Annotated in this window: 19 protein-coding genes and 1 pseudogene; 10 read left to right on the top strand and 10 right to left on the bottom strand. The window is 73.0% G+C overall.

Annotated features, from left to right (window positions below):
- Positions 1–211: 211 nt before the first annotated feature.
- Together ACZK5D_RS08635 and ACZK5D_RS08630 are read right to left on the bottom strand one after the other, a co-directional pair.
- A complete protein-coding gene (locus tag ACZK5D_RS08635) occupies positions 212–988 on the bottom strand; it encodes a PASTA domain-containing protein (RefSeq protein WP_463665007.1) in 777 nt (258 codons plus the stop codon).
- 480 nt (positions 989–1,468) lie between these two features.
- Positions 1,469–2,371, bottom strand: a pseudogene (locus ACZK5D_RS08630) (protein kinase domain-containing protein); the annotation flags it as partial.
- Positions 2,372–2,521: 150 nt separating this feature from the next.
- Here ACZK5D_RS08630 and ACZK5D_RS08625 point away from each other — a divergent pair.
- Positions 2,522–3,202, top strand: coding sequence for a thiamine phosphate synthase (locus tag ACZK5D_RS08625; protein ID WP_463664969.1), 681 nt, complete (start codon positions 2,522–2,524; stop codon positions 3,200–3,202).
- Here ACZK5D_RS08625 and ACZK5D_RS08620 read toward each other — a convergent pair.
- Positions 3,192–5,567: an HAD-IC family P-type ATPase gene (locus ACZK5D_RS08620; RefSeq protein ID WP_463664968.1), complete on the bottom strand. Its 2,376-nt coding sequence runs from the start codon at positions 5,565–5,567 to the stop codon at positions 3,192–3,194. The two genes, ACZK5D_RS08625 and ACZK5D_RS08620, sit on opposite strands and share 11 nt — an antisense overlap.
- The gene (locus ACZK5D_RS08615; protein ID WP_463665006.1) at positions 5,557–6,636 is read right to left on the bottom strand and encodes a polyprenyl synthetase family protein; all 1,080 of its coding nucleotides are present in this window, start codon (positions 6,634–6,636) and stop codon (positions 5,557–5,559) included. The genes ACZK5D_RS08620 and ACZK5D_RS08615 overlap by 11 nt, the downstream gene beginning before the upstream one ends.
- A gap of 49 nt (positions 6,637–6,685) precedes the next feature.
- Here ACZK5D_RS08615 and ACZK5D_RS08610 point away from each other — a divergent pair, with 49 nt between their 5' ends.
- Positions 6,686–7,579, top strand: coding sequence for a methylenetetrahydrofolate reductase (locus ACZK5D_RS08610; protein WP_463664967.1), 894 nt, complete (start codon positions 6,686–6,688; stop codon positions 7,577–7,579).
- A gap of 334 nt (positions 7,580–7,913) precedes the next feature.
- Here ACZK5D_RS08610 and ACZK5D_RS08605 read toward each other — a convergent pair whose 3' ends face one another.
- Entirely contained in the window at positions 7,914–10,112 is a 2,199-nt protein-coding gene (locus tag ACZK5D_RS08605; protein ID WP_463664966.1) for a HelD family protein, read from the bottom strand.
- 355 nt (positions 10,113–10,467) lie between these two features.
- Here ACZK5D_RS08605 and ACZK5D_RS08600 point away from each other — a divergent pair, with 355 nt between their 5' ends.
- Positions 10,468–11,310: a formate/nitrite transporter family protein gene (locus tag ACZK5D_RS08600; RefSeq protein ID WP_458994357.1), complete on the top strand. Its 843-nt coding sequence runs from the start codon at positions 10,468–10,470 to the stop codon at positions 11,308–11,310.
- Between the two features lie 10 nt (positions 11,311–11,320).
- Here the strand turns inward: ACZK5D_RS08600 and ACZK5D_RS08595 are convergent, their stop codons facing one another.
- Positions 11,321–12,445, bottom strand: coding sequence for a phytoene desaturase family protein (locus tag ACZK5D_RS08595; protein ID WP_463664965.1), 1,125 nt, complete (start codon positions 12,443–12,445; stop codon positions 11,321–11,323).
- A gap of 265 nt (positions 12,446–12,710) precedes the next feature.
- Here ACZK5D_RS08595 and ACZK5D_RS08590 point away from each other — a divergent pair, with 265 nt between their 5' ends.
- Genes ACZK5D_RS08590 through ACZK5D_RS08575 form a run of 4 tightly spaced genes read left to right on the top strand, consistent with a single transcriptional unit; the run spans position 12,711 to position 18,815 of the window.
- Positions 12,711–13,013 (top strand): DUF6504 family protein, encoded by a 303-nt coding sequence (locus ACZK5D_RS08590; protein ID WP_463664964.1) that lies wholly within the window; start codon positions 12,711–12,713, stop codon positions 13,011–13,013.
- Positions 13,013–16,828, top strand: coding sequence for a DNA polymerase III subunit alpha (locus ACZK5D_RS08585; RefSeq protein ID WP_463664963.1), 3,816 nt, complete (start codon positions 13,013–13,015; stop codon positions 16,826–16,828). The genes ACZK5D_RS08590 and ACZK5D_RS08585 overlap by 1 nt, the downstream gene beginning before the upstream one ends.
- Before the next feature lies 1 nt (position 16,829).
- Positions 16,830–18,035 carry a DNA polymerase IV gene (gene dinB, locus ACZK5D_RS08580; RefSeq protein ID WP_463664962.1) on the top strand — a complete coding sequence of 402 codons (1,206 nt, stop codon included), beginning with the start codon at positions 16,830–16,832 and terminating at the stop codon, positions 18,033–18,035.
- Between the two features lie 48 nt (positions 18,036–18,083).
- The gene (locus ACZK5D_RS08575) at positions 18,084–18,815 is read left to right on the top strand and encodes a gamma-glutamyl-gamma-aminobutyrate hydrolase family protein (protein ID WP_458994352.1); all 732 of its coding nucleotides are present in this window, start codon (positions 18,084–18,086) and stop codon (positions 18,813–18,815) included.
- A 108-nt stretch (positions 18,816–18,923) separates the two neighbouring features.
- Here the strand turns inward: ACZK5D_RS08575 and ACZK5D_RS08570 are convergent, their stop codons facing one another.
- The 4 genes from ACZK5D_RS08570 to ACZK5D_RS08555 form a co-directional block, all read right to left on the bottom strand.
- Positions 18,924–19,316 (bottom strand): SCO2097 family morphological protein, encoded by a 393-nt coding sequence (locus ACZK5D_RS08570; protein WP_463664961.1) that lies wholly within the window; start codon positions 19,314–19,316, stop codon positions 18,924–18,926.
- A gap of 256 nt (positions 19,317–19,572) precedes the next feature.
- On the bottom strand, positions 19,573–21,726 hold the full coding sequence (locus tag ACZK5D_RS08565) for a transglutaminase TgpA family protein (RefSeq protein ID WP_463664960.1): 2,154 nt from the start codon (positions 21,724–21,726) through the stop codon (positions 19,573–19,575).
- Positions 21,723–22,949 carry a DUF58 domain-containing protein gene (locus ACZK5D_RS08560; RefSeq protein ID WP_463664959.1) on the bottom strand — a complete coding sequence of 409 codons (1,227 nt, stop codon included), beginning with the start codon at positions 22,947–22,949 and terminating at the stop codon, positions 21,723–21,725. Before ACZK5D_RS08560 ends, ACZK5D_RS08565 begins: the two co-directional genes overlap by 4 nt.
- 3 nt (positions 22,950–22,952) lie before the next feature.
- Positions 22,953–23,852, bottom strand: a complete 900-nt coding sequence (locus tag ACZK5D_RS08555; protein WP_463665005.1) for an AAA family ATPase — start codon at positions 23,850–23,852, stop codon at positions 22,953–22,955.
- 237 nt (positions 23,853–24,089) lie between these two features.
- Here ACZK5D_RS08555 and mraZ point away from each other — a divergent pair, with 237 nt between their 5' ends.
- The 3 genes from mraZ to ftsL all read left to right on the top strand — a co-directional run bounded on the left by mraZ (position 24,090) and on the right by ftsL (position 26,131).
- Positions 24,090–24,524, top strand: a complete 435-nt coding sequence (gene mraZ, locus ACZK5D_RS08550) for a division/cell wall cluster transcriptional repressor MraZ (RefSeq protein ID WP_458994348.1) — start codon at positions 24,090–24,092, stop codon at positions 24,522–24,524.
- 141 nt (positions 24,525–24,665) lie between these two features.
- Complete coding sequence (rsmH, locus tag ACZK5D_RS08545; RefSeq protein ID WP_463664958.1) at positions 24,666–25,628, top strand: 16S rRNA (cytosine(1402)-N(4))-methyltransferase RsmH; 963 nt, start codon at positions 24,666–24,668, stop codon at positions 25,626–25,628.
- Positions 25,625–26,131, top strand: coding sequence for a cell division protein FtsL (ftsL, locus tag ACZK5D_RS08540; RefSeq protein ID WP_458994346.1), 507 nt, complete (start codon positions 25,625–25,627; stop codon positions 26,129–26,131). The genes rsmH and ftsL overlap by 4 nt, the downstream gene beginning before the upstream one ends.
- The last annotated feature ends 6 nt before the right edge of the window (positions 26,132–26,137 follow it).

Here is a 26,137-nt window from a genome sequence, read left to right as displayed (position 1 = left end):
GCGAGCGGGCTGGTGGTCGCGTCGCCGTCGTGTTGAGCCGGATCTGGATGTCGTCGCGGCTGGAACGATCAAAGTCGGGATCCTGGCCGTTGACCCTCGATTCCGGCTCAACGCCCCTCACCGAGAGCCGTGTCAGGCTCAACGTGGCCCTTTGAGAGCCGTGTCAGGCTCAACGCATCACCCAGCCACGGGAACGACGGCGACGGAACGGTCAGGCGACGAAGAGGACCACCGTCGAGCCCACCGGCACCGACGTGCCCTCGGCGGGGTCCGTCCCCGAGGCGATGTTCAACGCGATCGGGAAGTCCGACGACATGCGCACCTCCACCTTCAGGTCCAGGTCCTCGAGGATCTTCTTCGCCTCGTCGGTGCTCTTCAGGCGCACCGCGGGGATCTGCACCATGACAGGGCCGAGGGACTTGACGACCGTGACCGTGTCCCCGCGCTTGCCGTTGCCGGTCTTCGGGTCCTGGCGGATCACCCGGCCCGCCTCCACCGTCGCGGAGTTCTCCTCCGTGACCGTGACCTTGAACCCCAGCTTCTGCAGCTCCGCGGACGCGTTGTCCGCGGTGTCGCCGGTGAAGTCAGGGATGCGGATGGGCTCCGGGCCCTTCGACACCGTCAGGTCGATCGCCGTGCCCGGCTTCAGCTGTGCCCCCGCCTCCTGCGACGCCGTCAGCACCTGCCCGATCGGTGCGGTCTCCGAGAACGCCTCCGTGACCGTGCCCACCGTCATCCGGCCGTCGGTGATCGCCTTCTCCGCCGCCTCGCGGGTGGCGCCCACCACCTCCGGCATGGGGTACCGCTCGGGCCCCTTCGACAGCACGATGGCGACGGTGGAGCCGCGCAGCAGCCGGTCTCCCGCCGTCGGGTCCGTGCTGATCACCAGGCCGGCCGGCACCGTCTCCGAGTAGGCCTCGCTCTGCGTCACCTCGAGGGCGTTCGCCGTGGCCGCCTCCGTGGCCTTGGCCGCGTTGAGGTTGGTCATGGCCGGAACGGTGGTGAACCGCCCCGCCATCCACCACCACGAGCCGAAGCCCGCGCCGGCGGTCAGCAGCACCACGAGCAGCACCGCGATCACCCCGCGACGGCGCCGGTGCACCGGGGAGTGGGAGATCTGCAGCTGAGGGAAGACGGGCGTGCGGTGGCTCCGCGGGCCGGAGCCCGCGTGCGGCCGCGGCGACACCGGCGAGGACCCGGGCTGCGAGAAGCCCGGCCGGCCGGCGACGCCCGCCGCGACACCAGCGCCCGCCGCGACACCACCGCCCGCCGCGACACCAGCACCAGCCCCGACACCAGCACCAGCCGCGACACCAGCACCACTCGCCGCGACACCGGCAGCCCACCCGCCATCGCGCCGTACGACGACCGTCTCGGGCGAGTTGGGCGACGTGGGCCTGGGCCGCTCCGCCGTCCGGGGGTACACCTGCGCCGTCTCGTCCTCCGGCGGGCTGGCGGGCAGGATGGCCGCGGCCAGCGCCGGGTTGTCCGACCCACCGGTGCGCGACAGCTCGTGCCGCACCCGCCGCACGGCGGTCAGCAGCTCGCGGCCGTCGGCGATACGCGCCCGCGGGTCCCGCGCCACGCACGCCAGCACCAGGGTGTCCACGTAGTCCGGGATCTGCCAGTCCGAGCCGTGCCCGACCTCCGAGAGCCGCTCCGACGGCTTCTCGATGTCCACGTTCACGTGCCGGTAGGCGATCTGGTAGTTGTTCTCGCCCGTGTGGGGCTTGCGGCCGGTGAGCATCTCGAACAGCACCACGCCGGCGGAGTAGATGTCGCTGCGGGCGTCCGGCCGCGAGTGCGTCACCAGCTCCGGCGGCAGGTAGCTGGCCGTGCCGACGAGCACGCCGGTGGCCGTCATCTGCGGCGACCCCACCTGCCTGGCCAGCCCGAAGTCGGCCACCTTCACCTGCCCGCGCGTGGTCATCATCACGTTCTCGGGCTTGATGTCGCGGTGCACCACCCCGGCCTCGTGCGCGCACGCCAGCGCGGCGGCCACCTGCTCGAAGATCTCCAGCGCCCGGTCCGGGGTCAGCGGCGCCTCCCGGCTGATCACCCGGCGCAGGGTCTCGCCGTCGATGAACTCCATCACGATGTACGGCTGGCCCTGGGACGTGCCCTGGTCGAAGACGCTGACGACGGCGGGGTGGCTGATCACCGCGGCGGAGCGGGCCTCGCGGTCGAACTTGGCGGCGAACTCGTCGTCCTCGCCGAGGTCGCTGCGCATCACCTTGACCGCAACCGCGCGCGACAGGCGCAGGTCGCGCGCGCGATAGACCGTGGCCATGCCACCGCGCGCCACCTTCGCCACAATCTCGTAGCGGTCGTCGAGCACGTGACCGACCAACGGGTCGAAAGTGCTGTTCATACCACTCCATGCACGGTCGGGGAAGAGGCCGTACGAGCCCGTCTTGGAGTCCGAGTGTAGTGCGGCGACGCCCCACAACCATCCTCGACGCGGCGGCGAGTCCGGTCCTAAGCCCCGAACAACGCGCCCGCCGGGGATAGATTGGCGCCCATGACCGCACTCGTCGGACTCAAGACCCGCCTGCGCATGGCGCGGCTCGCCCTCGTCGTCCCGCCGGACCACGCCGAACCGGAGGCGGCGGACTTCGCGGCCCACGGCGCAGACCTGCTGCTCTTCACCCGCGGCGAGCGCAGCGTGGAGGAGGCCGCCCAGGTCATCGACGTGGCCCGCAGGCGGCTGTTCGGGCTGCAGACCATCGTGGCCACTGACTCCGCCGACGTGGGCGAGGCCTGCAAGGCGGACGTCGTGTACTACCGCAGGCCCGGCTGGCGCCCCTTCGGGTTCCGCCGGCCGCACGAGTTCGCGCTGCTCGGCCGCTCCATCGACGGCGCGGACCAGGCCGACGCGGTGGACGGGGACCCGTTCAGCTTCGCCTTCGTGGGGCCCGCCGTCGAGGACGGCCGGGCCACCGACGCGCTGGAGGAGATGGCGCGGCGCTACCCGCCGATGTCGTTGCCCGCCGGGCCGGTGTGGTTCGCGGCCGGCGGGGTGGAGCCGGGCAACGTCTCCTCCGTCATCGGGGCGGGGGCGCGCAGGGTGGCGGTGTCGACGGCGGTCTTCCGCTCCTCGGACCCCTTCGCGGTGACCGAGGAGCTGGCCGCGGCGCTGAGGGCCGCCTGGGTGTCGGAGCCCGGCGCCGAGGCCTACGGCGACGACGCGTTCACGGCCTGACGGGAGGGGCCCACAGGCGGGTGGAGTCGCCTCTGACCATCGCGGTGATCCACCAGGCCGCCTCCACCGCCGCCATCCCGGCCAGCCCCGCGATGAGCCCCACAGTGAGGGCCGCCGGGTTGGTCGTGTCGATGGTCAGCAGGTCGTGCCACACGGGCACCGCGAAGATGACGAAGTAGAACGAGTACGCGAACGCCACCAGGCCCAGCCGCCACCAGTAGTAGGGCCGCGCGACCGTGGCCAGCACCCACGTGGCCGTCATGATCAACGCGATCAGCGTGGCCGTCGACGCCTGGTGCTGCACCGCGTCGGAGACCTCCCCGAAGCCGCGGGTCACCACGTAGGTGACCACGGACACCGTCGTCACGATCAGCCCGCACGGCACCGCCACCGTCAGCGTGCGGCGCACGAACCCTGGCCGCGCCCGCTCCCGGTTGGGCGCCAGGCTCAGCAGGAAGGCCGGGATGCCGATGGTGAACCAGCCCACGATGGTCATCTGCAGCGGCAGGAACGGGTTGGGCAGCCCCATCAGCCCGGTGACCAGCGCCAGCCCCACGGCGTAGATGGTCTTGGTGAGGAACAGCTTCGCCACGCGCTCGATGTTGCCGATCACGCGGCGCCCCTCCGCCACCACGTAGGGGAGGGTGGCGAACCTGTCGTCCAGCAGCACGATCTGCGCCACCGCGCGGGTGGCCGGCGCGCCCGAGCCCATCGCCACCCCGAGGTCCGCGTCCTTGAGGGCCAGCACGTCGTTGACGCCGTCGCCGGTCATCGCGACGGCGTTGCCGCGGCTCTGCAGCGCGCCCACCATCTGCCGCTTCTGCTCGGGGGTGACCCGCCCGAACACGTCGTTGGTGTCCACCGCCTCGGCCAGCTCCTCGGACCCGGCCGGGGGGAGGGTGCGGGCGTCGATCGGGTCGCCGATGTCGACGCCCAGCGAGCGGGTCACGGCGCCGACGGAGGCCGCGTTGTCCCCGGAGATCACCTTGAGGCGCACGCCCTGCTCCTGGAAGTAGGCCAGGGTCTCGCTCGCGTCCGGGCGCGTGAGCTGGTCCAGCACCACCAGCGCGACGGGCACCACCGGCCCCGGCGCGGTCGGGGCGTCGACGGGGCCGGAGGCCCGGCCCAGCAGGAGCACCCGTCGCCCCGAGGCCGCGATCACGTCGGCCCGCGCGGCGGCGGCGGGCTCGGCCAGCACGTCGGGCGCGCCGAGCACCCAGGAGCCCTCGCCGTCGAAGGTGGCCCCGGACCACTTCCTGGCCGACGTGAACGGGGCGCGCGCCGTCACGGGCCAGGGCCGCGCCGCGACCCCGACGGCGGCCGCCACCGCCTGCAGCGACGCGTTGGGCGCCGGGTCCGCGCTCACGAGCTGGGCCAGCACCTCGCGCGTGCGGGCCGGGCCGCCGCCGTCCACCTCGATGATCTCGGCCAGCGTCATGGTGTTCTGCGTGAGCGTGCCCGTCTTGTCCGCGCACACCACGCTGACCCGCGCGAGCCCCTCGATGGCGGGCAGCTCCTGCACCAGGCACCGCCGCCGCCCGAGCCGGATCACCCCCAGCGCGAAGGCCATCGACGTCAGCAGCACCAGGCCCTCGGGCACCATCGGCACCAGCGCCCCCACCATCCGCAGCGCCGACTCCTGCCAGGTGGTGTCCGGCTGGCTGAACTGCACGTAGATGGTCAGCGCGCCCACCGGGATCAGCAGGTAGGACACGTAGCGCAGAATCTGGTTGATGCCCTGGCGCAGCTCCGAGTGCACCAGCGTGAACTTCGCCGCCTGCGCGGTGAGCTGGGCCGCGTAGGCCTCCGCACCCACCTTCTCCGCCCGGTAGGCCCCGGAGCCGGACACGACGAAGGCGCCCGAGAGCATGCCGTCGCCGGGCTCCTTGGCCACCGGATCCGCCTCGCCGGTGAGCATCGACTCGTCCACCTCGAGGTAGTCGGCCGCCACCACCGAGCCGTCCACGACGATCTGGTCTCCCGGGTAGATGAGGATCAGGTCGTCGAGCACCACGTCGTCGCGCGCGATCTGACGGCGCTCCCCGCCGCGCAGCACGACGGGGTGCGCCTCGCCCACCACCGCCAGGTTGTCCAGGGTGCGCTTGGCCCGCAGCTCCTGCACGATGCCGATGATCGAGTTGGCCACGATGAGCATCGCGAACGCGCCCTGCGCCGGGCTGCCCGTGGCGAGCACGATGACGAACAGCACGAACAGGATGCCGTTGACGCGGGTGACCACGTTGGCGCGCACGATGTCCAGCGTGCTGCGGCCCGAGCGGGCGGGCAGCCTGTTGACCTGCCCGGCCTCGATGCGGGCGGTGACCTCGGCGGCCGTCAGGCCGGAGAGCTCGGCGTCAGTGTTCACGCTGCACGCTTCGCGCGGCGAGCTCGCCCAGCGCGGTGCGGCCGTCGGTGGTGAGGTGCGCCCCGTCCAGCACGCCCAGGGCGCGGGAGAGGCTGTCGTCGATGATGGCCTCCACGTGTGCGCGGGCGCCGGAGGCGTCGATGAGGGAGGCGGCGCGGGTGACGTCGTCGTCGGTGAGGCCGGGGGCGCCGAGGAGCTGGTCGAGCTCGGTGGCGTCCTCCGGCGCGGCGCTGGCGAGGGCCGTGAGGACCAGGACGGTGCGCTTGCCCTCGCGGATGTCGCCGCCGTAGGGCTTCCCCGTGACGGCCGCCGCCCCGTAGACGCCGAGCAGGTCGTCGCGCAGCTGGAAGGCGCGCCCGATGATGGAGCCGAACTCGCCCAGCGCCCCGATCAGCGCATCATCGGCGCCGCCGAGCGCGGCCCCGATCCGCGCCGGCCGGCGGATGGAGTAGCTGGCGGACTTGTACTCCAGCACCCGCTGCGCCACCTCCAGCTCCTCGGCGACGGTGGCCGCCCCGGTCACGCCGTACTGGGCCGCGACGTCCAGGTACTGCCCGGCCGTCACCTCCGCCCGCATCGCGCTGAGGTGCGGGCGGGCCCGGTCCAGGTGCGCGGCGCCGGAGGAGTCCACCAGGTCCACGCTCCACATCAGCAGCAGGTCCCCCAGGAGGATGGCCGACGAGGTGCCGAACTCCGCCGCGTCCCCCCGGCCGCCGCTGCGGGCGTGCAGCTCCTCGAAGCGCTTGTGGGCGGCGGGCAGCCCCCGACGGGTGTCCGCGGCGTCGATGAGGTCGTCGTGGACCAGGGCGCTCACGTGGAGCAGGTCCAGGGAGGAGGCCACCTTCAGCAGGGGCGCGTCGTCGGCCGGCCGACCGGCCGCGGCCACGTAGGACCAGTAGCAGTAGGCGGGCCGCAGCCGCTTGCCCCCGGCGGTGGCCTCGCGGGCCACGTCCAGCAGGGCGGTGGCGCCGACGGCGGTGAGCATCTCCTCCTGCGCGGCCAGATACGCGTCGATGGTTTCGCTGACCGCGGACATCAGCGGCGCACCGAGCGGGGAGGAGGGGTCCATGGAACGGCTCACGGATCGAGCTTAGTAGCCCGGCTCGTATTGTTGGCCCATGCCTGTGACCGCTTCGAGCCTCCGGACCGTGGGGGAGCTGTTCCGCTCCGCCCAGGGTCCCTTGTACTCGTTCGAGTTCTTCCCCCCACGGTCCGAGGACGAGGAGCCCATCCTGTGGGCCGCCGTCGAGGCGCTGGCCCCGCTGGAGCCGTCGTTCGTGTCGGTGACCTACGGGGCGAACGGGTCGCGGCGGGACCGGACCATCCGCGCCACCCGCCGGATCGCGGCCTCGGGCGGCCCGCTGACGGTGGGGCACCTCACGTGCGTGGGGCAGTCGAAGGCCGAGCTGGCGGAGGCGCTGGCCGAGTACCGCGAGGCGGGCGTGACCAACATCCTGGCCATCCGCGGCGACATGCCCGGCGGCGGCGAGTGGACCGCGCACCCCGACGGCCTGGCCAACGCCACCGAGCTGGTGAAGTTCGTGAAGGCGGAGGGCGAGTTCTGCGTAGGTGTCGCGGCGTTCGCGAACCCGCACGAGACCAGCAACGACCCGGACCTCGACGCCCGCATCCTGCTCGACAAGGTGGAGGCGGGGGCGGAGTTCGCCATCACGCAGCTGTTCTTCGAGGGTGAGCGCTACGGGGAACTGGTGTCGCGGATGAGTGGTCTGGGGTGTGAGATCCCGATCATCCCGGGGATCATGCCGCTCACCGTGATCTCCCAGATCGAGCGCTTCGCCGCCCTCTCCGGCCGCGACCTGCCCGCCGCGCTCGTCGCCGAGCTGCGGGCCTGCTCGTCGAAGGAGGAGGTGCGCGAGGTCGGGCTGGCCTCCGCGGTGCGGATGTGTCGCGGCCTGCTCGACGCCGGCGCCCCCGGCCTGCAGTTCTTCACCCAGAACCGCTCGAAGGCCACCCGCGAGGTGCTCGCCGAGCTGAAGGCGACCGCAGGCTGAGGTGCCAACCTCCGCCGGTTGAGGTGCCAAACCCCCGCTGGCTGAGGTGCGAACCCCCGCTGGCTGAGGTGCCAACCCCCGCTGGCTGAGGTGCCAACCCCCGCTGGCTGAGGTGCCAACCCCGCTGCCTGCGGTCCGAACCCCCGCCGGCCAAGGTGTCAACCCCGCCGGCTGAGGTGTCAACCCCCGCCGGCTGAGGTGCCAACCCCCGCTGGCTGCGGTGCGAACCCCCGCCGGCTGAGGTGCCAACCCCGCTGGCTGAGGTGCCGCGAAGCGGCCTCGAAGCCTCAGAAACGCGCGCTGACAAGCTCACCTTCACCAGGGGCGATGCCCGTCAGGCCAGCAGGCTCCGCCAGCGCGAGGTGTCCACGTCCAGGGTGACCATGCGCTGCGTCGCCCGCGTCAGCGCCACGTAGAGCACCCGCTCCGCGCCCGGCGCCTCCGCGACGATCCCGTCCGGCGAGACCACCACCACGCCGTCGTACTCCAGGCCCTTCGCCTGCAGCGCCGTCACCACGATGAGCCGGTTCTCGAACTCCCGCAGCCGCACGTCCTGCATCACGAACAGCTGCACGTCGCGGATCAGCGACGGCGGGCAGATCACGCCGATCGTCCCGCTCACCTGCCCCGCCAGCTCGAGCAGCTGGGCGCGCAGCTCGTCGTGCAGCCCGGCCCGCGTGGTGCTGGCCAGCAGCGGCTCGACGCCCGTGGAGCGCACCGCCCTGGGCAGGTCCGCGTCGGGGAACACCTTCATGATCACCTTCGACGCCAGCGCGAACACCTCGCTGGGGGAGCGGTAGTTGGTGCTGAGCGTGAAGGTCCGGCTGGGGCCGCGGCCCACGAGCTCCGCCAGCGCCCGCGACGTCTCGTCCTGGTGCGGGTACGAGCTCTGCGCCGGGTCCCCGACGATGGTCCACGACGACTGCGGGCCCCGTCGGCGCAGCATCCGCCACTGCATGGGGGTCACGTCCTGGCCCTCGTCGACGAGGATGTGCGCGTAGGTGCTCTGCGGGTCGTCGTCGGGGTCGATCACGCGCTCGTGGCGCAGCAGGTCAGCAGTGCTGAGCACCTCGGGCACGTCCCCACCCTCGAGGAACACGTCCATCTCCGGCTCGGGATCCTCCGGGGCGGGGCCCAGCACGTCGATCAGCTCGTCGAGCAGCGCGATGTCCGCCACGGACCAGCCGCGCACGATTTCCGGCTCGTCGTCGTCGGCCGCCAGCCACGCGTAGGAGCGCACCAGCGCCTCCCGCTGCGCGGGCGACAGCTCGGGCGCGACGGCGGCCACGACGGCGGGGTCCGCCAGCCGGGCCAGCACGCGTGTCGCGGTGAGGGTGGGCCACCAGGCGTTCATGAACATGGCCAGGCTGGGGTGGTCCCGTACGCGGCCCTCGAGCTCCGCGGGCTCGATGGACACGTCGTCGGGGAACTTGCGCACCAGGGCGTGCACCACCTGGTCCGTGGCCTGCCTCCGGCCGCGGTTGAGCTTGGTGCCGGCCAGGACGTGGTCCCTGATGCGGGCCAGCTCCTGCTCGCCCAGGCCGAGGACCTCGCCCTTGACCGTGACCCGCACGCGCAGCGCCTCGGGCTGGTCGATCAGCGGGGTGCGCACCAGGCGGCGCAGCACGCCCAGCATGGCGAGGCTGCCCTTGACGGTGGCCGCCTCGGCCTCGTCGACCCGCTCGCTGGTCAGCCCGAGCACGTCCCCCGCGACACCCCCGATGGCCTTCAGCGCCACCGAGTCCTCGCCGAGGCTGGGGAGCACGCGCTCGATGTAGTTCATGAACACGTTCGACGGGCCCACCACCAGCACGCCGCCCCTCTCCAGGCGGGCGCGGTTGGTGTAGAGGAGGTAGGCGGCGCGGTGGAGCGCCACCACCGTCTTGCCCGTGCCGGGGCCGCCGGCGATCACGGTGACGCCCTGGTACGGGGCGCGGATGGCCTCGTCCTGCTCGGACTGGATGGTGGCCACGATGTCGCGCATGGTGCGGCCGCGGGCGCGGCTGAGGGCGGCCATGAGGGCGCCCTCGCCGAAGATGGGGAGCGCGGACTCGGCGGAGCCGTCGAGGAGGTCGTCCTCGATGCCGATCACGCGGTCGTCGCGGCAGCGCAGCACCCGACGGCGGACCACGTCCATGGGCTCGGCCTGCGTGGCGCGGTAGAACGGCTCGGCGGCGGGGGCGCGCCAGTCGATGACCAGCGGCTCGTAGTCCTCGTCGCGCACGCCGATCCGGCCGATGTAGCGGGCCTCGTCGGTGGTCAGATCGATGCGGCCGAAGACCAGGCCCTCGTGCTCGGCGTCGAGGATCGCGAGGCGGCGGGCGGCCTGGTAGGCGAAGGCGTCGCGCTCGAACAGCGCGGTGCTGTCCTCCTCGCGGAGGAAGTTGGTGCGGTCCGAGATGAAGATCTCGCGCCCCTGCTGAGCCATGGACTTCGCGCTGGCCGTGGCGGTGGACAGGTTGGCGTACACCTTGTCCACGTGCGCCTGCTCAAGGGCGATCTCATGGTCGAGGTCCGAGCGCGATTCAGTCAACTTCTTTGCATCCTCTGGGTTGAGACAGACAGTCAAGCCTACTCGGTAGCGCACAGCGGGGGGCACTGGCGTTCGTGGTGTGGGCGGGGTGCGCCCCGTCACGCCTCCAGCCGACGCACTCGTCACCTCTGCGGGATGCAACGCGAGCCTCCACCGCGGAAACGGTCCCCCAGTGCAGCACCTCACGCTCAACACGGTCACAGGTGACCGCCACTGCCGGCACTCCTCCGCGGGAAGTGCGACACGTCACCCATCGACCACCGCAGCACGTCCCAGAATATGTTCTGACAAAATACATTGAAAACTAGTGCGCCCCGGTCTATCGCGACGAGTTAAGTCATGTCAAACTTGGCGCGTGGATCCTACATACCAGCGCCTGTTCCCGGGCCACTTCTTCATCGACGCCGTGCTGGAGGCCGCCGACACCAAGGCGGAGATGTCGCGGCGGATCACCCTGCAGTACCTGCAGCGGGCCGCCATGGCGGGGATCCTCATCGGCCTGTTCTACGTGGCGTACTTCACGGTGCTGTCGGTCTTCGACTCCATCGACTCCCTGGGCGAGGGCGGCTACGGGCTCGGCAAGGCCGTCGGCGCGTTCGTGTTCGGCTGGGCGCTGGTGTTCATCTACTACACCAAGTCCGAGCTGCTCACCTCCAACATGATGGTCAGCTCCATCGCGGTGTACCACCGCAGGCTGGGGCAGCTGCGCGGGCTCATGCTGCTGGGCCTGTGCTTCCTGGGCAACGCGCTCGGCGGGCTGCTGCTGGCCGTCTTCGCGCGCTACTCGACGCTCACCGCGGGTCACGTCGAGGAGAAGATGCTCGCCGCGGTGGAGATCAAGCTCGGCTACATGGCCTCCCTGTCCGGCGTGGGGGACCTGTTCATCCGTGCCATCCTCTGCAACCTCATGATCAACGTGGCCATGCTGCTGGTCTACAACGGCTTCCTCAAGGACTCCATCACCATGGCGCTCACCATGGTGATGTCGGTGTTCATCTTCGCGTTCCTTGGCCTCGAGCACTCGGTGGCCAACACCATCCTGTTCACCATCGTCGGCTTCGGGCCGGGCATCGACGTGTGGCCGGCCATCGGCAACGTCGCGGTGGCGCTCCTGGGCAACTTCATCGGCGGCGGCGTGCTCATCGGCATCTACTACGCCCACGTCAACGACGACCGCCGCCTGACCCGCCGCGCCTGACCCGGCCCGCCTACCGCCGCGCCCGGTTCGTGGGGCGCGCGTCCTCGCCGGTGAGGCGCTCGTGCAGCTCGTAGACCGCCAGCGCTGCGCTGGCGAGTTCGGCCCAGGGCTCCGGACCTGCTGGTGAGCACGACGACGCGGCCGGCGTCCCCGCGACCACGGGCGGCCGCCGGGTCCAGGCCCGCGCCGACGCCGGCTCCACGCCCCACGCGATGTCGGGCCGCGCCCGCCGGTAGTCCCACGTCAACTCCCGGCCGGGGATCCGCCAGCCCAGCACCGGCGCTGGGCCGGTGTGGTCCACCGTCTCCGCCGCGCCGCCGGCCGCGACATCGGTCTCCGCCTGCCCGACGGCGGGCGCCCGCGCGGCCCGCGCCCACCGGGGCCGACGGGGGAGGCAGTCGACGGCGGGCCCGTCCCCCGCCCCGTCGACGATCTCCACCCGGCGCGTGGCCAGCCGCCCCTCGAGCACCTCGATCAGCCTGCCCCCGGGCTGCGCGCGGCCGGCGTCGTCGACCACCTGCCACCGCCCGAACGTGCGCTCCACCGCCAGTCGGGTGGCCAGCAGCCCCGGCGCCCGCCGCGACCCCGTGCCGGCCACCGGCGCCAGGTCCAGCACGATCCGCGCCAGGTGGGGATGCCCCGCCCTGTCCGCGACATCGGCGAGCGTGCGGTCCAGCAGCAGCGCCCGGCGGTCCGCGGCGGTGCGGGGGGCGTCCGGCCGCTCCACCCCGAACCGGCGCGCGGCCAGCCAGGCGTCGTCGAGGGAGTCGAGGAGGTCCCGCCACCGCCCCGCGACACCCTCGCCGTACCTGGTGCTCAGCACCGCGAACTGCCGCCCGCGTTCGGTGGGCAGCGCCAGCTCCGCGCCGTCGTCGAACCGGTGGACGGCGGGCGGAGCCTCCACCAGCGCCATGCCCGCGCGGGCCAGCTCGGCCTCCAGCGGGCGGCCCGTCTTCTTGAACAGGTCCCGCCAGGTGGCGGGCAGCGTGACGACGGGGGGAAGCGTCCCGCGCTCCGCCGCCCAGCGCCCCCCGAGGGGCCCGCCGGCCAGGTCGAGGCGCACCTCGTGGCCCAGCTTCGCCAGCCGCGCGGCGCAGGCCATGCCGGCCAGCGTGCCGCCTCGGATCGTGAGCATGCGGCCCAGGGTATTGCCTCGAGGCCCCGGCGTGCGGCGCGGAATCACCGGTGGGGAATCGGCCCACCGGAGGGCTTGACGTTCTGTCGGAGGGGAGGCATATAGTAGTTACTACCGCACGCCTGTTCGATTAGTTCGGGGAAGCTCTGGTTGAGCAGGCCGCCGCGGTATGGGCCGCCCAGGCCCCGGCTCAGCCTCGACCCCTGAGCCGGGCCCTGGGCTCCCGGGTCGAATCGCACACACCACGGATCCCCGGGAGGCACCCATGCGCACCTATCACGAACCCATCCACGTGCTGTTCCGCGACGAGCCGCGCCAGTTCATCTGGCGGGACCGGCTGCTGCTGGTCAAGGAGGTCCAGGGCCGCTGGAGCCGCGCCACGCCGTGGTGGACGGGCCGCCAGGTCCGCGCCGCGCGGGGCGAGGAGGTGGCGCCCACCCAGGGGGACCTGCTCGCCGAGCAGGAGGTGTGGCGGGTGGAGGCCGGCAACGGGCGGCACCGCGGCGTCTACGAGCTGACGCGCACCGTGGACTCAGAGGACTGGGTGCTCCGGGCGGTGTTCGACTGATGTCGGACTTCGTCCACCTGCGGGTGGCCTCGGGCTATTCCTTCCAGTACGGCGCCTCCCACCCCGGCGAGCTCGTGGCGGAGGCGGTGCGCCACGGCATGGACGCGCTGGCCATCACGGACCGCGGCGGCCTCTACGGCGCGGTGCGGTTCGCGAAGGCCTGCCTGAAGGCGGGGGTCGCGCCCATCGTCGGGGTGGACCTGGCCGTGCGCCCGGAGGGGTGGCGGGCCGGGAGGCGCCCCACCGCGGCCCGCGGCGGCCAGCTGCGCGACGAGCGGCTCCCGCGCGCCGTCGTCCTGGCCACCTCCAGGGCGGGGTGGGCCACGCTGTGCGAGCTCATCACCGCCGCCCAGCTCACGGGAGAGCGCGGGGATCCGGCGGTCTCGCTGGAGCTCATCGTGCGGCACTGCGCCGGGCGGGACGCGGTGGTGCTGCTCGGCGCGGACTCGGAGGTGGGCGAGGCGCTCGCCGCGGACCGCCCGGACCTGGCTGAGGCTGCCGCCCGACGGTGGCGCGCGGAGCTGGGCACCGCTCTGGTGCTGGCCGCCACCAACCATCAGACGGGCGGCCGCGGGGCCGGGTCGGCGCACCAGGCCGCGGGCACCATCCGGCTGGCGCGCAGGCTCGCGGTCCCCGTCGTGCTCACCAACGCGGTGCGGATGGCGCGGCGGGAGCAGGCCGCCACCGCGGACGTGCTCGACGCCGCCCGCCGGCTGGCCCCGCTGGACGTGCGCACCATCGACAGGCGCAACGCCGAGGGCTACCTCAAGCCGGGGGAGGCCATGCGGGCCGCGGCCGACGAGGCCGCCCGCCTCGCCGGGGAGCCGGACGGGGCGGCCCTGCTGCGCGCCACCCGGCACCTCGCCGAGCGCTGCCGGCTGGACCCCGTCGGAGACGTCGGCCTGGGGGAGATCAGGCTGCCCGAGTTCGAGACGCTCGGCACCACCGTCGAGCTGGCGCCCTCGGTGCTGCGCGCCCGCTGCGAGGCGGGCCTGGCGCAGCGCTACGGCGCCCTCACCGCGGAGGTCACCGGGCGCCTCGACGACGAGCTGGCCGTCATCGGCAAGCTGGGGTTCGAGTCCTACTTCCTCACGGTCGCGGACGTGGTGGGCCTCATCCGGGGCCTCGGCATCCGCTGCGCCGCCCGCGGCTCCGGCGCCGGCAGCCTGGTCAACTACGCGCTCGGCGTCTCCGGGGTGGACCCCATCCGGCACGGCCTGATCATGGAGCGGTTCCTCTCCCCGCTGCGGGTGGCGCTGCCGGACATCGACCTGGACGTCGAATCGGCCCGTCGCACGGAGGTCTACGACAAGATCCTGGCCACGTTCGGCGGCCAGCGCGTGGCGTGCGTGGCCATGATCGAGACCTACCGGGTGCGGCACGCGGTCCGCGACGTCGGGGCCGCCCTCAGCCTGCCGCCGGTGGAGATCGACGCCATGGCCAAGGCGTTCCCGCACATCCGCGCCCGCGACGCCCGAGCCGCGCTGCGGGATCTGCCGGAGCTGCGCGCCGCCGGCCTGGGGGAGCAGCGGCTGGACGTGCTGTTCTCCCTGGTCGAGTCCCTCGACGGCCTGCCCCGGCACATCGCCCTGCACCCCTGCGGCGTGATCCTCAGCGACTCGTCGCTCGGGCAGCGCACCCCGCTGGAGGCCAGCTTCGGCGGCTACCCCATGAGCCAGTTCGACAAGGACGACGTGGAGGACCTGGGCCTGCTCAAGCTGGACGTGCTCGGCATCCGGATGCAGTCGGCCATGTCGCACGCGCTGGACGAGATCCGGCGCACCTCGCCCGCCGGCCCGCCGGCGCTGATCGACGAGCTGGACCCCTTCGACGACCCGGCGGTCTACGACATGATCGCCCACCGCGCCACGCTCGGCTGCTTCCAGATCGAGTCTCCGGGCCAGCGGGAGCTGGTGGGCAAGTTCGGCCCCGAGACCTTCCACGACCTCATCGTCGACATCTCCCTCTTCCGCCCCGGCCCCGTGAAGTCGGACATGATCACCCCGTTCCTCGAGGCGCGGCAGGGCTGGGCGGAGCCCGAGTACCTGCACCCCAGCCTCATCCCGGCCCTCGAACAGACCCAGGGCGTGGTGGTGTTCCACGAGCAGATCATCCAGATCATCTCCATCGCCACGGGCTGCACCCTGGCCCAGGGCGACGAGGTGCGCCGGGCGCTGGGGGACAAGGAGGGCCAGGCGCAGGTCAAGGAGTGGTTCTGGCCCAAGGCGGCCGCCCGCGGCTACGACGACGCGCTCATCGCCGAGATCTGGGGCATCCTCGAGTCGTTCGCCTCGTTCGGGTTCTGCAAGGCGCACGCGGCGGCGTTCGCGCTGCCCACCTACCAGTCGGCGTGGCTGAAGCGCTACTACCCGGCGCACTTCCTCGCCGGCATCCTCACCCACGACCCGGGCATGTACCCCAAGCGGCTGCTGCTGGAGGAGGCGCGGCGGATGAACATCGCGGTGCTGGGCCTGGACGTCAACCGCAGCACCGCCCAGTACCGCGCCGAGGCCCTGGCCGACGGGGCAGGGGAGGAGCCCATGGCGCTGCCGGAGCACCTCGCCATCGGCGCCCCGCCCACCTCGGACGGGCTGCCGCAGGTCGACGGCTGGGGCATCCGCCTCTCGCTGGCCGACGTCAAGGGCATCGCCGAGGCGGAGATGGAGCGCATCGTCGCAGGGCAGCCCTACGCGTCGCTGTCGGACTTCTGGGCGCGGGCCCGGGTGGCCGAGCCCGTCGTCGAGCGGCTGATCCTGGCCGGCGCGTTCGACGCCCTCTACCGCATCGGGCGGCACGCCCCGGTCAAGCGTCGCGGCCAGGTGACCCGCCGGGACCTGCTGCTGGCGCTGGCGGACCTGCACCGGGAGCGGCGGGCGGACGAGCGGGCGGTGTCGCGTGCGAAGGGACGCCGGAGGACCTCCGCAGCGGCAGACCCGGGTGAGCTCGCCCGGGCGCAGCGGCAGCGGGTGGGCCACTCGCCGCAGGCCGTGCAGGGCGCGCTGGACTTCGGCGACGGCGAGGCGGAGCCCACCGCGGACGTCCCCGTCACCGGGCTGCCGGAGATGGACGACGAGCAGCGGCTGAAGGCGGAGCTGGAGATCCTCGGGCTGGACGTCAGCCACCACATCATGGAGCGCTACCTCCCCCTGCTGCGGGCGCTGGGCGCCACCAGCTCGCGCACCCTGCTGCAGCAGCGCAACCAGGCCGAGATCCTCGTCGCGGGGGTGAAGGTGGCCACGCAGACGCCGCCGGTGCGCTCGGGGCGGCGCGTGATCTTCCTCACCCTCGACGACTCCACCGGCCCGGTGGACGCCACCTTCTTCGAGGACGCGCAGGGCCCGTACGCGGCCACGGTGTTCGCCTCCTGGATGGTGCTGGTGCGCGGCAAGGTCCGCCGCACCGGGCCGCGCGGGGTCTCCATCCGCGCCACCGGCTGCTGGGACCTCGGCCGGCTCGACGAGGCCTGGCGCGCGGCGCTTGCCGAGGGGGCGACGGAGGCTGAGGCCGTCGCGGCGGTGGCCGCCATCATCGACGAGGTGCCCGTGGGCTACTCCCTGGTCGGGCACTGGCACGCGGCCCCGTCGCCCACGCCCTCGCCCCCGCAGACGGGCGGCCGGGGCGGGCCCACGGACGACGAGCCCCCGCCGGACCCGCAGGAGCACACCCGGGCGGGCGGCATGGGGCGCCGTCGGGTGCTGGTGCACGCCAGCGGGTTCAGGCAGTCGCCCTACGCCGACATCAAGCCGGCGGGCACCGGCGCGGCCGAGGCCCCGCGCAAGCTGTGGCACTCCAGCCCGGGAAGCTCGGGGAGGTGAGATGAGAGTCATCGCCCATGTGGACATGGACGCCTTCTACGCCTCGGTGGAGATGGCCCGGCACCCGGAGCTGCGCGAGGTGCCGATGTTCGTCGGCGGCTTCACCCGCGGGGTGGTGCTGTCGGCCAACTACCCGGCCCGCAGGTTCGGGATCGGGGCGGGCATGCCGTCGAGCAGGGCCAGGCGGCTGTGCCCGCAGGTGGCCGTCGTCCACCCGGACTTCGACCACTACTCGGCGGTCTCCGCCGGCATCCGGGAGATCTTCGACACGGTGACCGACAAGGTGGAGATGGCCTCCATCGACGAGGCGTTCATCGACCTCACCACGGCGCTGCGCCGCCTCGGCGGGGATCCGGTGGCCATCGGGGAGCGGCTCCGCGCCCAGGTGATGGACGAGCAGGGGGTGCCGTGCTCGATGGGGATCGGGCCCAGCAAGTTCATCGCCAAGCTGGGCTCGAAGGAGGCCAAGCCGGACGGGCTCGTGCGGGTGCGCGCCGACGAGGTGATCGCCTTCCTGCACCCGCTGCCGGTGGAGGCCATCTGGGGGGTGGGGGAGGCGACGGCGGCGCGGCTGCACCGGCTCGGCCTGAGCACCGTGCGCGACATCGCCAACACGCCCCGCGCCACCCTGCAGCGCGCGCTGGGCGACGGGCAGGGCGCGCTGCTGTTCGACCTGGCCTGGGGTCGCGACGACCGCTCGGTGCTGGCCCGGGAGCCGGCCGAGCACAGCGTCGGCTCGCAGGAGACGTTCGCGCTGGACACCGACGACGCGGCGGTGGTCGCCACGGAGATCCTGCGCATGGCGGACCGGACCGCCTCGCGGATGCGGGCGCAGGGCATGGTGGGGCGCACGGTGACGCTGTCGGTGCGGTTCGCGGACTTCACCACCCTCACCCGCACCGGCACGATCGCCGCCCACACGGACCGCACCAACGACATCTACGCCGAGGCGATGCGCCTGTTCACCAGGCTCAACCTGCAGCGTGCCCGCATCCGACGGGTGGGGGTGCGGATGGAGAAGCTGGTGCCGAAGGCCGCCACCTACCAGCAGCCCGCCCTCGACGAGCCGGCGCGCGGCTGGGGGGAGGCGGAGGAGGCCATCGACAAGGCGGTGCTGCGGTTCGGGCCCCACGCCGTGCAGCGGGCGCGGCTCACCCGTCGCGGCGGCCCCGCCCGGCAGGAAGAGAGCGAACTGATCCACGCCTGATCCAGACCTGATACACATTCGCAACGGTCATTGGCCACGATGGGGCAGATGAAGCTCCTTGTCATCGCCCCGGCGTCCCGCTACGAGCCGGGCCACTTCGGCGAACTTCTCGTGGACCTGGCGGACCGGACGGTCGCGGTCGCGGACGAGGAGGGCTGGCAGACCACCCTCATCGGCATGCAGGACTGCGGGGACCACGTGTGGCACTCGGCGCTGGCCGCAGCCGACGCGGTGGTGCTGCTGGGCGGCCACGACGTGGACCCCCGCATGTACAAGGGGCGCCACGAGTACCCGGGGTCGGGGGACCACCTCGGCACCGCGGACCGGCGCTCGATCGCCGTCGTGCAGGCGTGCCGGGCGGACCGGCGCCCGCTGCTGGGGATCTGCCGGGGGATGCAGCTGATCAACGTGGCCTATGGCGGTGACCTGTCGCCGCACCTGCTCACCGCCCCCACCCACCGCCTGCCGGACGGGCAGCACGGCATGCGGGAGCACCTCGTGGACGTGGAGGCGGAGTCACGGTTGGCGGCGGCGCTGCCCGGCCGGCGGCTGACGGTGCGCAGCTCGCACCATCAGGGCGTCGAGCGGCTGGGGGAGGGCCTGCGGGCCACGGCGTGGGCCACCCACGACGGCGTGGTCGAGGGCATCGAGGACCCGGACCGCCCCGTGCTGGCCGTGCAGTGGCACCCCGAGGACGAGGGCGCCGAGCCGGATCAGCTGGTGGGGCTGCTGGGGTGGCTGGCGGCGAACACCAGGGCGGACGGGCGCGCCGCGTCCTGAGCGGGCACCGGGGGCGTCGCCAGCCGGCGAGGACGACGAGGGAACGTGCGTGGCAGCGTCGGGTGGACCACCGGCGAGGTGACGGCGATCATCCCTGACGGGGACGGCTCAGAGGTCGCCCTGTTGGCGGCGGCGCCAGCGCTCCTCGAGCTTGTCCATGAAGTCCTGCGAGGGGTTCGACGAGCTGGGCTTCGGCGCAGACGGGCCGCGCCTGCTCGGCTGGCCGCCGTCGTCTCCCACCCTGCGCCACGAGTTGATGCCGATGAGCGCCGCGCCGAGCATGAGCAGGAAGCCGAGCACGCTCACCGCGGGATGCACCTGGACGCCCACGAGCAGCACCACCACCCCGACGATGAACCCCAGCCCGGAGATCGCCGCGCGGCGGCGATGGATGCGGATGGTCGACGACCCGCTCAGCGTGTCCGCGAGCTTCGGGTCCTCGGCCATGAGGGACGCCTCGAGCTGTTCAAGCAGCTTGCGTTCCTGCTCCGAAAGCGCCATTGGTTCTCCCTCGTCGACCTTTGTCCCAGTCTATGCGCCGGGTCAACCGCGCTGAAACCCCCTCGCAGACTCGTGCGGCGCGGGGGAAGCTCATTGAGCCTGAGCCTGGTCTCAACGGGCCTTGGAACGATCAAACTGCCCGTTTCGGGGGTTCAGCCCGAAATCCGGCTCAACCCTGCCCCGCGAGAGCCGTGTCCGGCTCAACCCTGCCCCGCGAGAGCCGTGTCCGGCTCAAGCCACGGGGAGGGGCGGGGGGTCAGCGGCGGAGGCGCCAGAATGAGGCCGGCAGCAGGACCGCCGCGGCCCGGGTGAGGGCCGACGAGTCGGCCCACAGCGAGGCGCGCACGGCCCGCACCTGCGCAGCAAGTCGTCCGGGATCCGCGGCCTCACGCGAGAACCGGCTCACCTCGACGGTGTGCGCGAGCTCCCGCAGCGCGGTGGCCCCGTTGGCCGGCAGCTCGGCGGCCAACGACACCGGCCCGGGGGAGCCGTCGGGCCACGGCCGGCGGTAGTCGTGGAACAGGGCCTCCACCTCGGTCCACGCCGAGCCTGCCGCGACCCTCGCCTCCTGCCCGCCCCGCAGCCTCCAGGACCGCAGGATCAGGCGGACGACGGCGGGGGCGGCCAGCAGGGCCAGGCCCAAGCCGGCGCCCAGCCAGCCCAGCCAGCCCAGGCTGCCGGAGCCTCCGGGGGCGGTGGGCTGGAGCGTGGGCAGCGGCTGCTCCGACGGCAGCGCGGAGGGCGCCGTGGTGGGCAGCGACGGGCTCGGCGTCGCCGAGGGGGACGCGCTCGCCGACGGCTGGGCCGCCGGGTCGGTGTACTCGGGCGGGCCGTCGAACGCGGGCGTGGGCTCGAACGGCACCCAGCCCAGCCCGTCGAGGAACAGCTCGGGCCAGGCGTGCGCGTCGTGCGAGGTGACCTGGAACGAGCCGTCCTCGAGCCGCTCGCCGGGCGCGAACCCCACGGCCATTCGGGCGGGGATGCCCTCGATGCGGGCCATGGTGATCATCCCGGCGGCGAAGTGCACGCAGTAGCCGGCGCGGGCGTCGAGGAGGAAGGAGCTGATGGCGTCGGTGGCGATGGAGGGCGGCGCGTCCAGCGAGTAGGCGAACGCCGACGAGCGCAGGAACTCCTGGATGGCCAGGGCCTTCTGTCCGGCCGTCGCCGAGCCTGCCACCACCTCGGCGGTCAGCTCCGCGACGCCCGGGGACAGCCCGTCCGGCACCAGAGCCGTCACCGGGTCCACCCCGCCGCCGACTCCGGCGGCCTCGATGTCCTCGCGTGACGGGGAGGGCACCACGGAGACCACGGAGTAGGTGAGGTCCACCGTCTGCTCCACGCGGTCCGGGCCGGAGGCCACCACGCTCATCGTGGCCGGGTCGAAGGTCCAGGTGCCCTCGGCGTCGAGGGACTCGACGGCGAACGGCGCCGGCAGGTACTCCGAGGGCACGCCGGCCATCGCCACGTCCACCTCCACCCGCTCGCCAGTGAAGGAGTAGGCGCCGGCCATCCCGAAGCGCGACAGCCGCATCGGCAGCAGCCGCGCCCCGTCCGTGGTGAGCTCCGGGAGCGCGACGGTGCGCATGTAGGCGCTCTGGTCGTTGCTGGTGCGGTAGGTGAGCACGGGGCTGTCGGCGGGGCGCCGGAGGTCCTGTTCGAGGCGCACCGTCGGGTCGCTCAGCTGGATCGGGCCGTCCGGGCCGTCGCTGTTCCACGGCTGCTTCTGGCCCATCGGGATGAGCGGGGCGATGAGCAGCGAGAGGGCCACGGCGACCGCCCCGAACGCCACGGCCACCTGGGTCCGCGACACCAGGTAGGCGCCCACCCGCGAGGCCTTCCCGGTCAGCTGTTCGGCCAGCCCGGTGGCGCTCAGCAGCACCGCGAGATAGCCCAGCACGACGGGCAGCACGTAGACGAACGACAGGTCCACCACGAGGGTGATGCCGGCGATGCCGTAGGCCAGCGCGAGCGGCGCGACGGCCCAGGCTGGCTGCTCCAGCACGTTGACCAGCAGCTCCACCACCAGCGCCAGCAAAGCGGTGAGCAGCACGATGAGCCACAGCAGGCCCGGGGTGGGCTCGACGGGGGCGGCGCCCGTGCGGATGGTCAGCACGCCCTCGGCGGCCAGCGCCTGCATGGTGGTGAGCGACTGGCCCAGCCCGGCCCCGCTCAGCGCGAGGGCGCGCCACCACACCACGGCCCCCACCGCCATGACCTGTGCCAGCAGCACCAGCGCGCGCGGCAGCCGCAGCGCGGCCAGCCCCAGGCCGACGAGGCCGGTGGCGGCCACCACGAGCCCCGTCTCGACGAGGTACTCCACGCCGGTGACCATCGTGGCCAGCGGCAGCAGCCCCAGCCAGACGGCGACGGCGGCCACGACGCTGGTCCACGGGTGGTAGCTGAACCTCACCGCGACACCCGCTTCCACACCGAGGGAACCGGCTCGCCGGGGGAGTAGGTCTCCAGCGTCCAGCCGTGGTTGCGCATCATGCGGCAGGCGTCGTCGTGCTCGTCGTGGGCGGCACCCCAGGCGCGCGAGTCCGGCACCAGCGCCACCAGGCTCCTTGCCCGCCCGCCGGCCGCGACCAGCGCGGCCGCGTCCGCCGCGGTCAGCAGGCCCGTGGCCGCGACGATGGAGGCCGCCGACGTGAGCGCCTCCGTGTCCGTCACCGCCCTCCCCAGCCAGGTCTCCTCCGACGGCGCGAGGTCCGTCATGGACTCGATCAGCGCGTGCTGGGCGCCGTGCCCGACGGCGTGGCCGGACTCGAACACCGTGCCCGACGGTGCCACCACGGCCAGCCGGTAGCGGCCCTCCACCAGCAGCGAGGCGATGGAGGTGACCGCCGAGACCGCCCACTCGAGGCTCCCCGTCGGCCCGTGCCCCAGGTGGGCGCTGAGGCGGTTGTCCACCACCAGCGTGCTCGACGGGTCCCACGGGTGCTCCTCGAGCCGCACCATCAGGTCTCCCTGCTTGGCGCTCATCTTCCAGTGCACCCGGCGCATGTCGTCGCCGTGGCGGTGCTCGCGCACCAGCACGTCGTCCTGGCCGGCCTGCCCGATCCGCTGCGGGGTGGCGTCGCCCGCGGCCCCCAGACCGGCACCGCCGGTGAGCTCGCCAAGCGGCCACACCCGAGGGGTGACGCGCAGCAGGGTGGGGGTGCCGGCGGCGGTGAACGTGCGGGTGGCCAGGCCGAACGGGTCTGAGGCCGTGCCCCGCAGCGGGCCGATCTCGAAGCGTCCGCGCTGGTCCGCCTCCACCGTGTACCCGACGGCCTGGCGCCACCGGCCGAATCCGCGGGCGATGACGAACGAGGCCCCTCCGCCGAGCACCGGCGGGGCGTCGTCGACGAAGCGCAGCGCGCTGGCCTGCGCCGGCGACTGGTTGGCCACGTGGAGCACGGCGCGGGTGGTCGAGCCGACGGGGATGGTGGCCGGGGTGAGAGTCCGGTCGTGGCTCACCCGGGGGCGCGCCAGCACCAGGTAGCCCGCCGCCAGCAGCGGCAGCAGCGCCAGCGTCAGGGCGAGCCACAGCAGGTCCCGCTCGCCGAGGTAGCTGGAGCCGACGGTGGCCGCGACACCCAGGACCAGCAGCATGATGCCGCGGCCCGTCAGCCGGGTTCCCCGCTTCCGCAACGCTCAGCCCCGGTTCGGGGCCGAGGTGGCGTCCACGATCGCACCGACGATGCCCTCAGGGTCCCGCCGCGACACCTGCGCCTCCACCGTCGGCAGCACCCGGTGCGCGAGCACCGAGACGGCCAGGGTGCGCACGTCCTCCGGGATCACGTAGTCGCGGCCGGCCAGCGCGGCCTCGACGCGCGCGGCCCGCATGAGGTGCAGGGACGCGCGGGGGCTGGCGCCCAGCCTGAGGTCGGGGTGGAGGCGGGTGCCCTCGACGATGGCCACGATGTAGTCGTTGATCACCGGCGCCACGTACACGGTGCGGATGGCCCGGATGGCCGCGGCGACGGAGGCGGCGTCGGTGACCGGCGTGATGCCGGTGAGCTGGTCCCCGCCGGCGTTGTGGGTGAGCATGGCCACCTCCGCCTGCCGCGCCGGGTAGCCCATGGTGATGCGGGCCATGAAGCGGTCGCGCTGCGCCTCGGGGAGGGGGTAGGTGCCCTCCATCTCGATGGGGTTCTGGGTGGCGATCACCATGAACGGCTCGCTCAGCTGGTAGGTGTGCCCGTCCGCGGAGACCTGCCCCTCCGCCATGGCCTCCAGCAGCGCGGACTGCGTCTTCGGCGAGGCCCGGTTGATCTCGTCGCCGAGCACGATGTGGGCGAAGATGCCGCCGGGCTTGAACTCGAACTCCCGCGTGGACTGGTTGTAGACCGACACGCCGGTCACGTCGCTGGGCAGCAGGTCCGGCGTGAACTGGATGCGCTTGACGTCGCCGGAGATGGCACGGCCGAGCGACTTCGCGAGCACCGTCTTGCCGACCCCGGGCACGTCCTCGATGAGCAGGTGCCCCTCCGCCAGCAGCACCGCCACGGCCATCCGGATCTGGTGCGGCTTGCCCTCGATGACGCGCGCCATCTCCGCGGAGATGTCACGGGCGAGCTTGGAGACCTCGGCGAGCGAGGGGGTGGCGGGCTGGTTCACCGGGGACTCCTTTGAGAAGTGGGCGTCGGGACGGCGTTCCCAGCCTATTCCCAGACCGCAACGCCCCGTCGACACGCCAGAAAGTGGTGTCCAGGTGGAGGGAAGTGGGGTACGGTGGGGCGAAATGGAGCGAAGTGGATGGATTGTGGAGGGGAAGGGGGTGCTCACACCGTGTTTCTGGGGACGTACACACCGAAGCTGGACGAGAAGGGGCGCCTCATCCTCCCCGCGCGATTCCGCGACGCCTTGGAGGACGGACTCGTGGTGACCCGCACCCAGGAGCGGGCACTGGCCGTCTACCCCAAGGACACGTTCGAGGCGTTGATGGCCGAGGCCATGAGCGCGCCGAGCACCGTGAAGCAGGTCCGCGACTACCAGCGCATGATGACCGCGGGCGCCAGCTTCGAAGTTCCTGACCGGCAAGGGCGGGTGACCATTCCCCAGATCCTGCGCGACTACGCCGGCCTGGATCGTGACGTCGTGGTGATCGGCGCGATGAACCGCGCCGAGATCTGGGACGCCGAGACATGGCAGAAGTACTCCGAGGCGAGCGAGGAGAGCTTCTCGGGCATGGACGACGAGCTCGCCGCCTTCCAGCGCCTGTAGCAGGCCCACCCGGCGGCTCCCGGCCGGCGGCCCTGACGTCACTTCCCCGGTGTCAGGTCCACATCCGGAAGGGAACCACTGGGTGGGGCTGCAGAGGCCGACGACACACGCAACACACCATCAGGACAAGGGTCGATATACATGCAGGGCTACGAAGACGTTCACGATCCGGTCATGCGTGACCGCATCGTCGAGCTCCTCCGCCCGGCGCTCCAGCGGCCCGGCTCGGTCTATGTCGACGGCACCCTCGGCCTGGCCGGCCACGCCATCGCCGTGCTGGAGGCGTGCCCCGAGGCGCGGCTCATCGGCATCGACCGGGACCCCGACGCCCACGCCGTCGCCCGCGAACGCCTCGGCGCGCTCGCGGAGCGGGCCACGCTCGTGCACGCCGTCTACGACGAGCTGCCCGAGGTGCTCGCGGATCTGGGCCTCGCGACGGTGGACGCCGTCCTCCTCGACCTGGGTCTGTCGTCGCTGCAGATCGACCGCACCGAGCGCGGCTTCGCCTACCGCGTCGACGCTCCCCTGGACATGCGGATGAACCCCACCGAGGGGCCCACCGCGGCCGACGTGCTCAACACCTACCCGGCCGGCGAACTGGCCCGGATCCTCAAGTGGTACGGCGAGGAGCGCTTCGCGGACCGGATCGCGCGCGCCGTCGTGGCCGGGCGGGAGCGGGAGCCCTTCACTCGGTCGGGGCGGCTGGTCGAGACCATCTCCGCGGCCATCCCCGCCGCCGCACGGCACACCGGCGGCCACCCCGCCAAGCGCACCTTCCAGGCGCTTCGGATCGAGGTCAACCGCGAGCTCGCCGCCCTGGAGGGCGTGCTGCCCGCCGCCGTCGACGCCCTCGCACTGGGCGGCCGGATCGCGGTGCTCAGCTACCACTCCCTGGAGGACCGGCTGGTCAAGCGCACGTTCGCCGCCAAGGCCACCGACCGGGCGCCCAGGGACATGCCCGTCATCCCCGAGCACCTCAAGGCCGAACTGGCGCTGCTGACCCGCGGCGCCGAGCGGCCAGGGCCCGACGAGACCGCCACCAACCCCCGGGCCGCCTCAGCGCGGCTCCGGGCCGCCGTTCGCATCAGGGAGGCCACAGCATGAGCGCGCAGCCGATCACCGCCGCCGAGACCGCCGCCCCGCGCCTTCGGATGGTCAGGACCCCGGTGGCCAGGGTGTCCACCCTCGGCTTCGCCGCCATCGTGGGCCTCCTCGTCGCACTCGGCCTGGCCGCCGTCATGGTGGTGACCACCTCCGTGGGGGCCCAGTCCCGCGAGCTGGCAGGCCTGCGCAAGGAGGCCACCGAGCTGGGCTACACGCAGGCGGCGCTCACCTCGCAGCTGCAGAAGGTCTCCAGCGCCAACGCCCTGGCGCTGCGCGCCTCCCAGCTCGGCATGGTGCCCAACCCGTACCCGGCGTTCCTCCACCTCGCCGACGGGTCCGTCACCGGCGTCCCCACCCCGGTGACCGGCGACGAGCTTCCCTTCCTCCGTGGTCGCCGCTCCGAGGCGCCGCCGGCGGCCGCCCCCATCGTCACGCCGGAGCCGGAGGCCCCGGTGGTCCAGCTGCCCGACGACCTGGCCGCGGCCGGGACGACGGGGGGCTAGAGCCAT

Source organism: Tessaracoccus yangjingae, from assembly GCF_055326235.1.
This window is presented reverse-complemented; position numbering and strand designations above follow the sequence as displayed.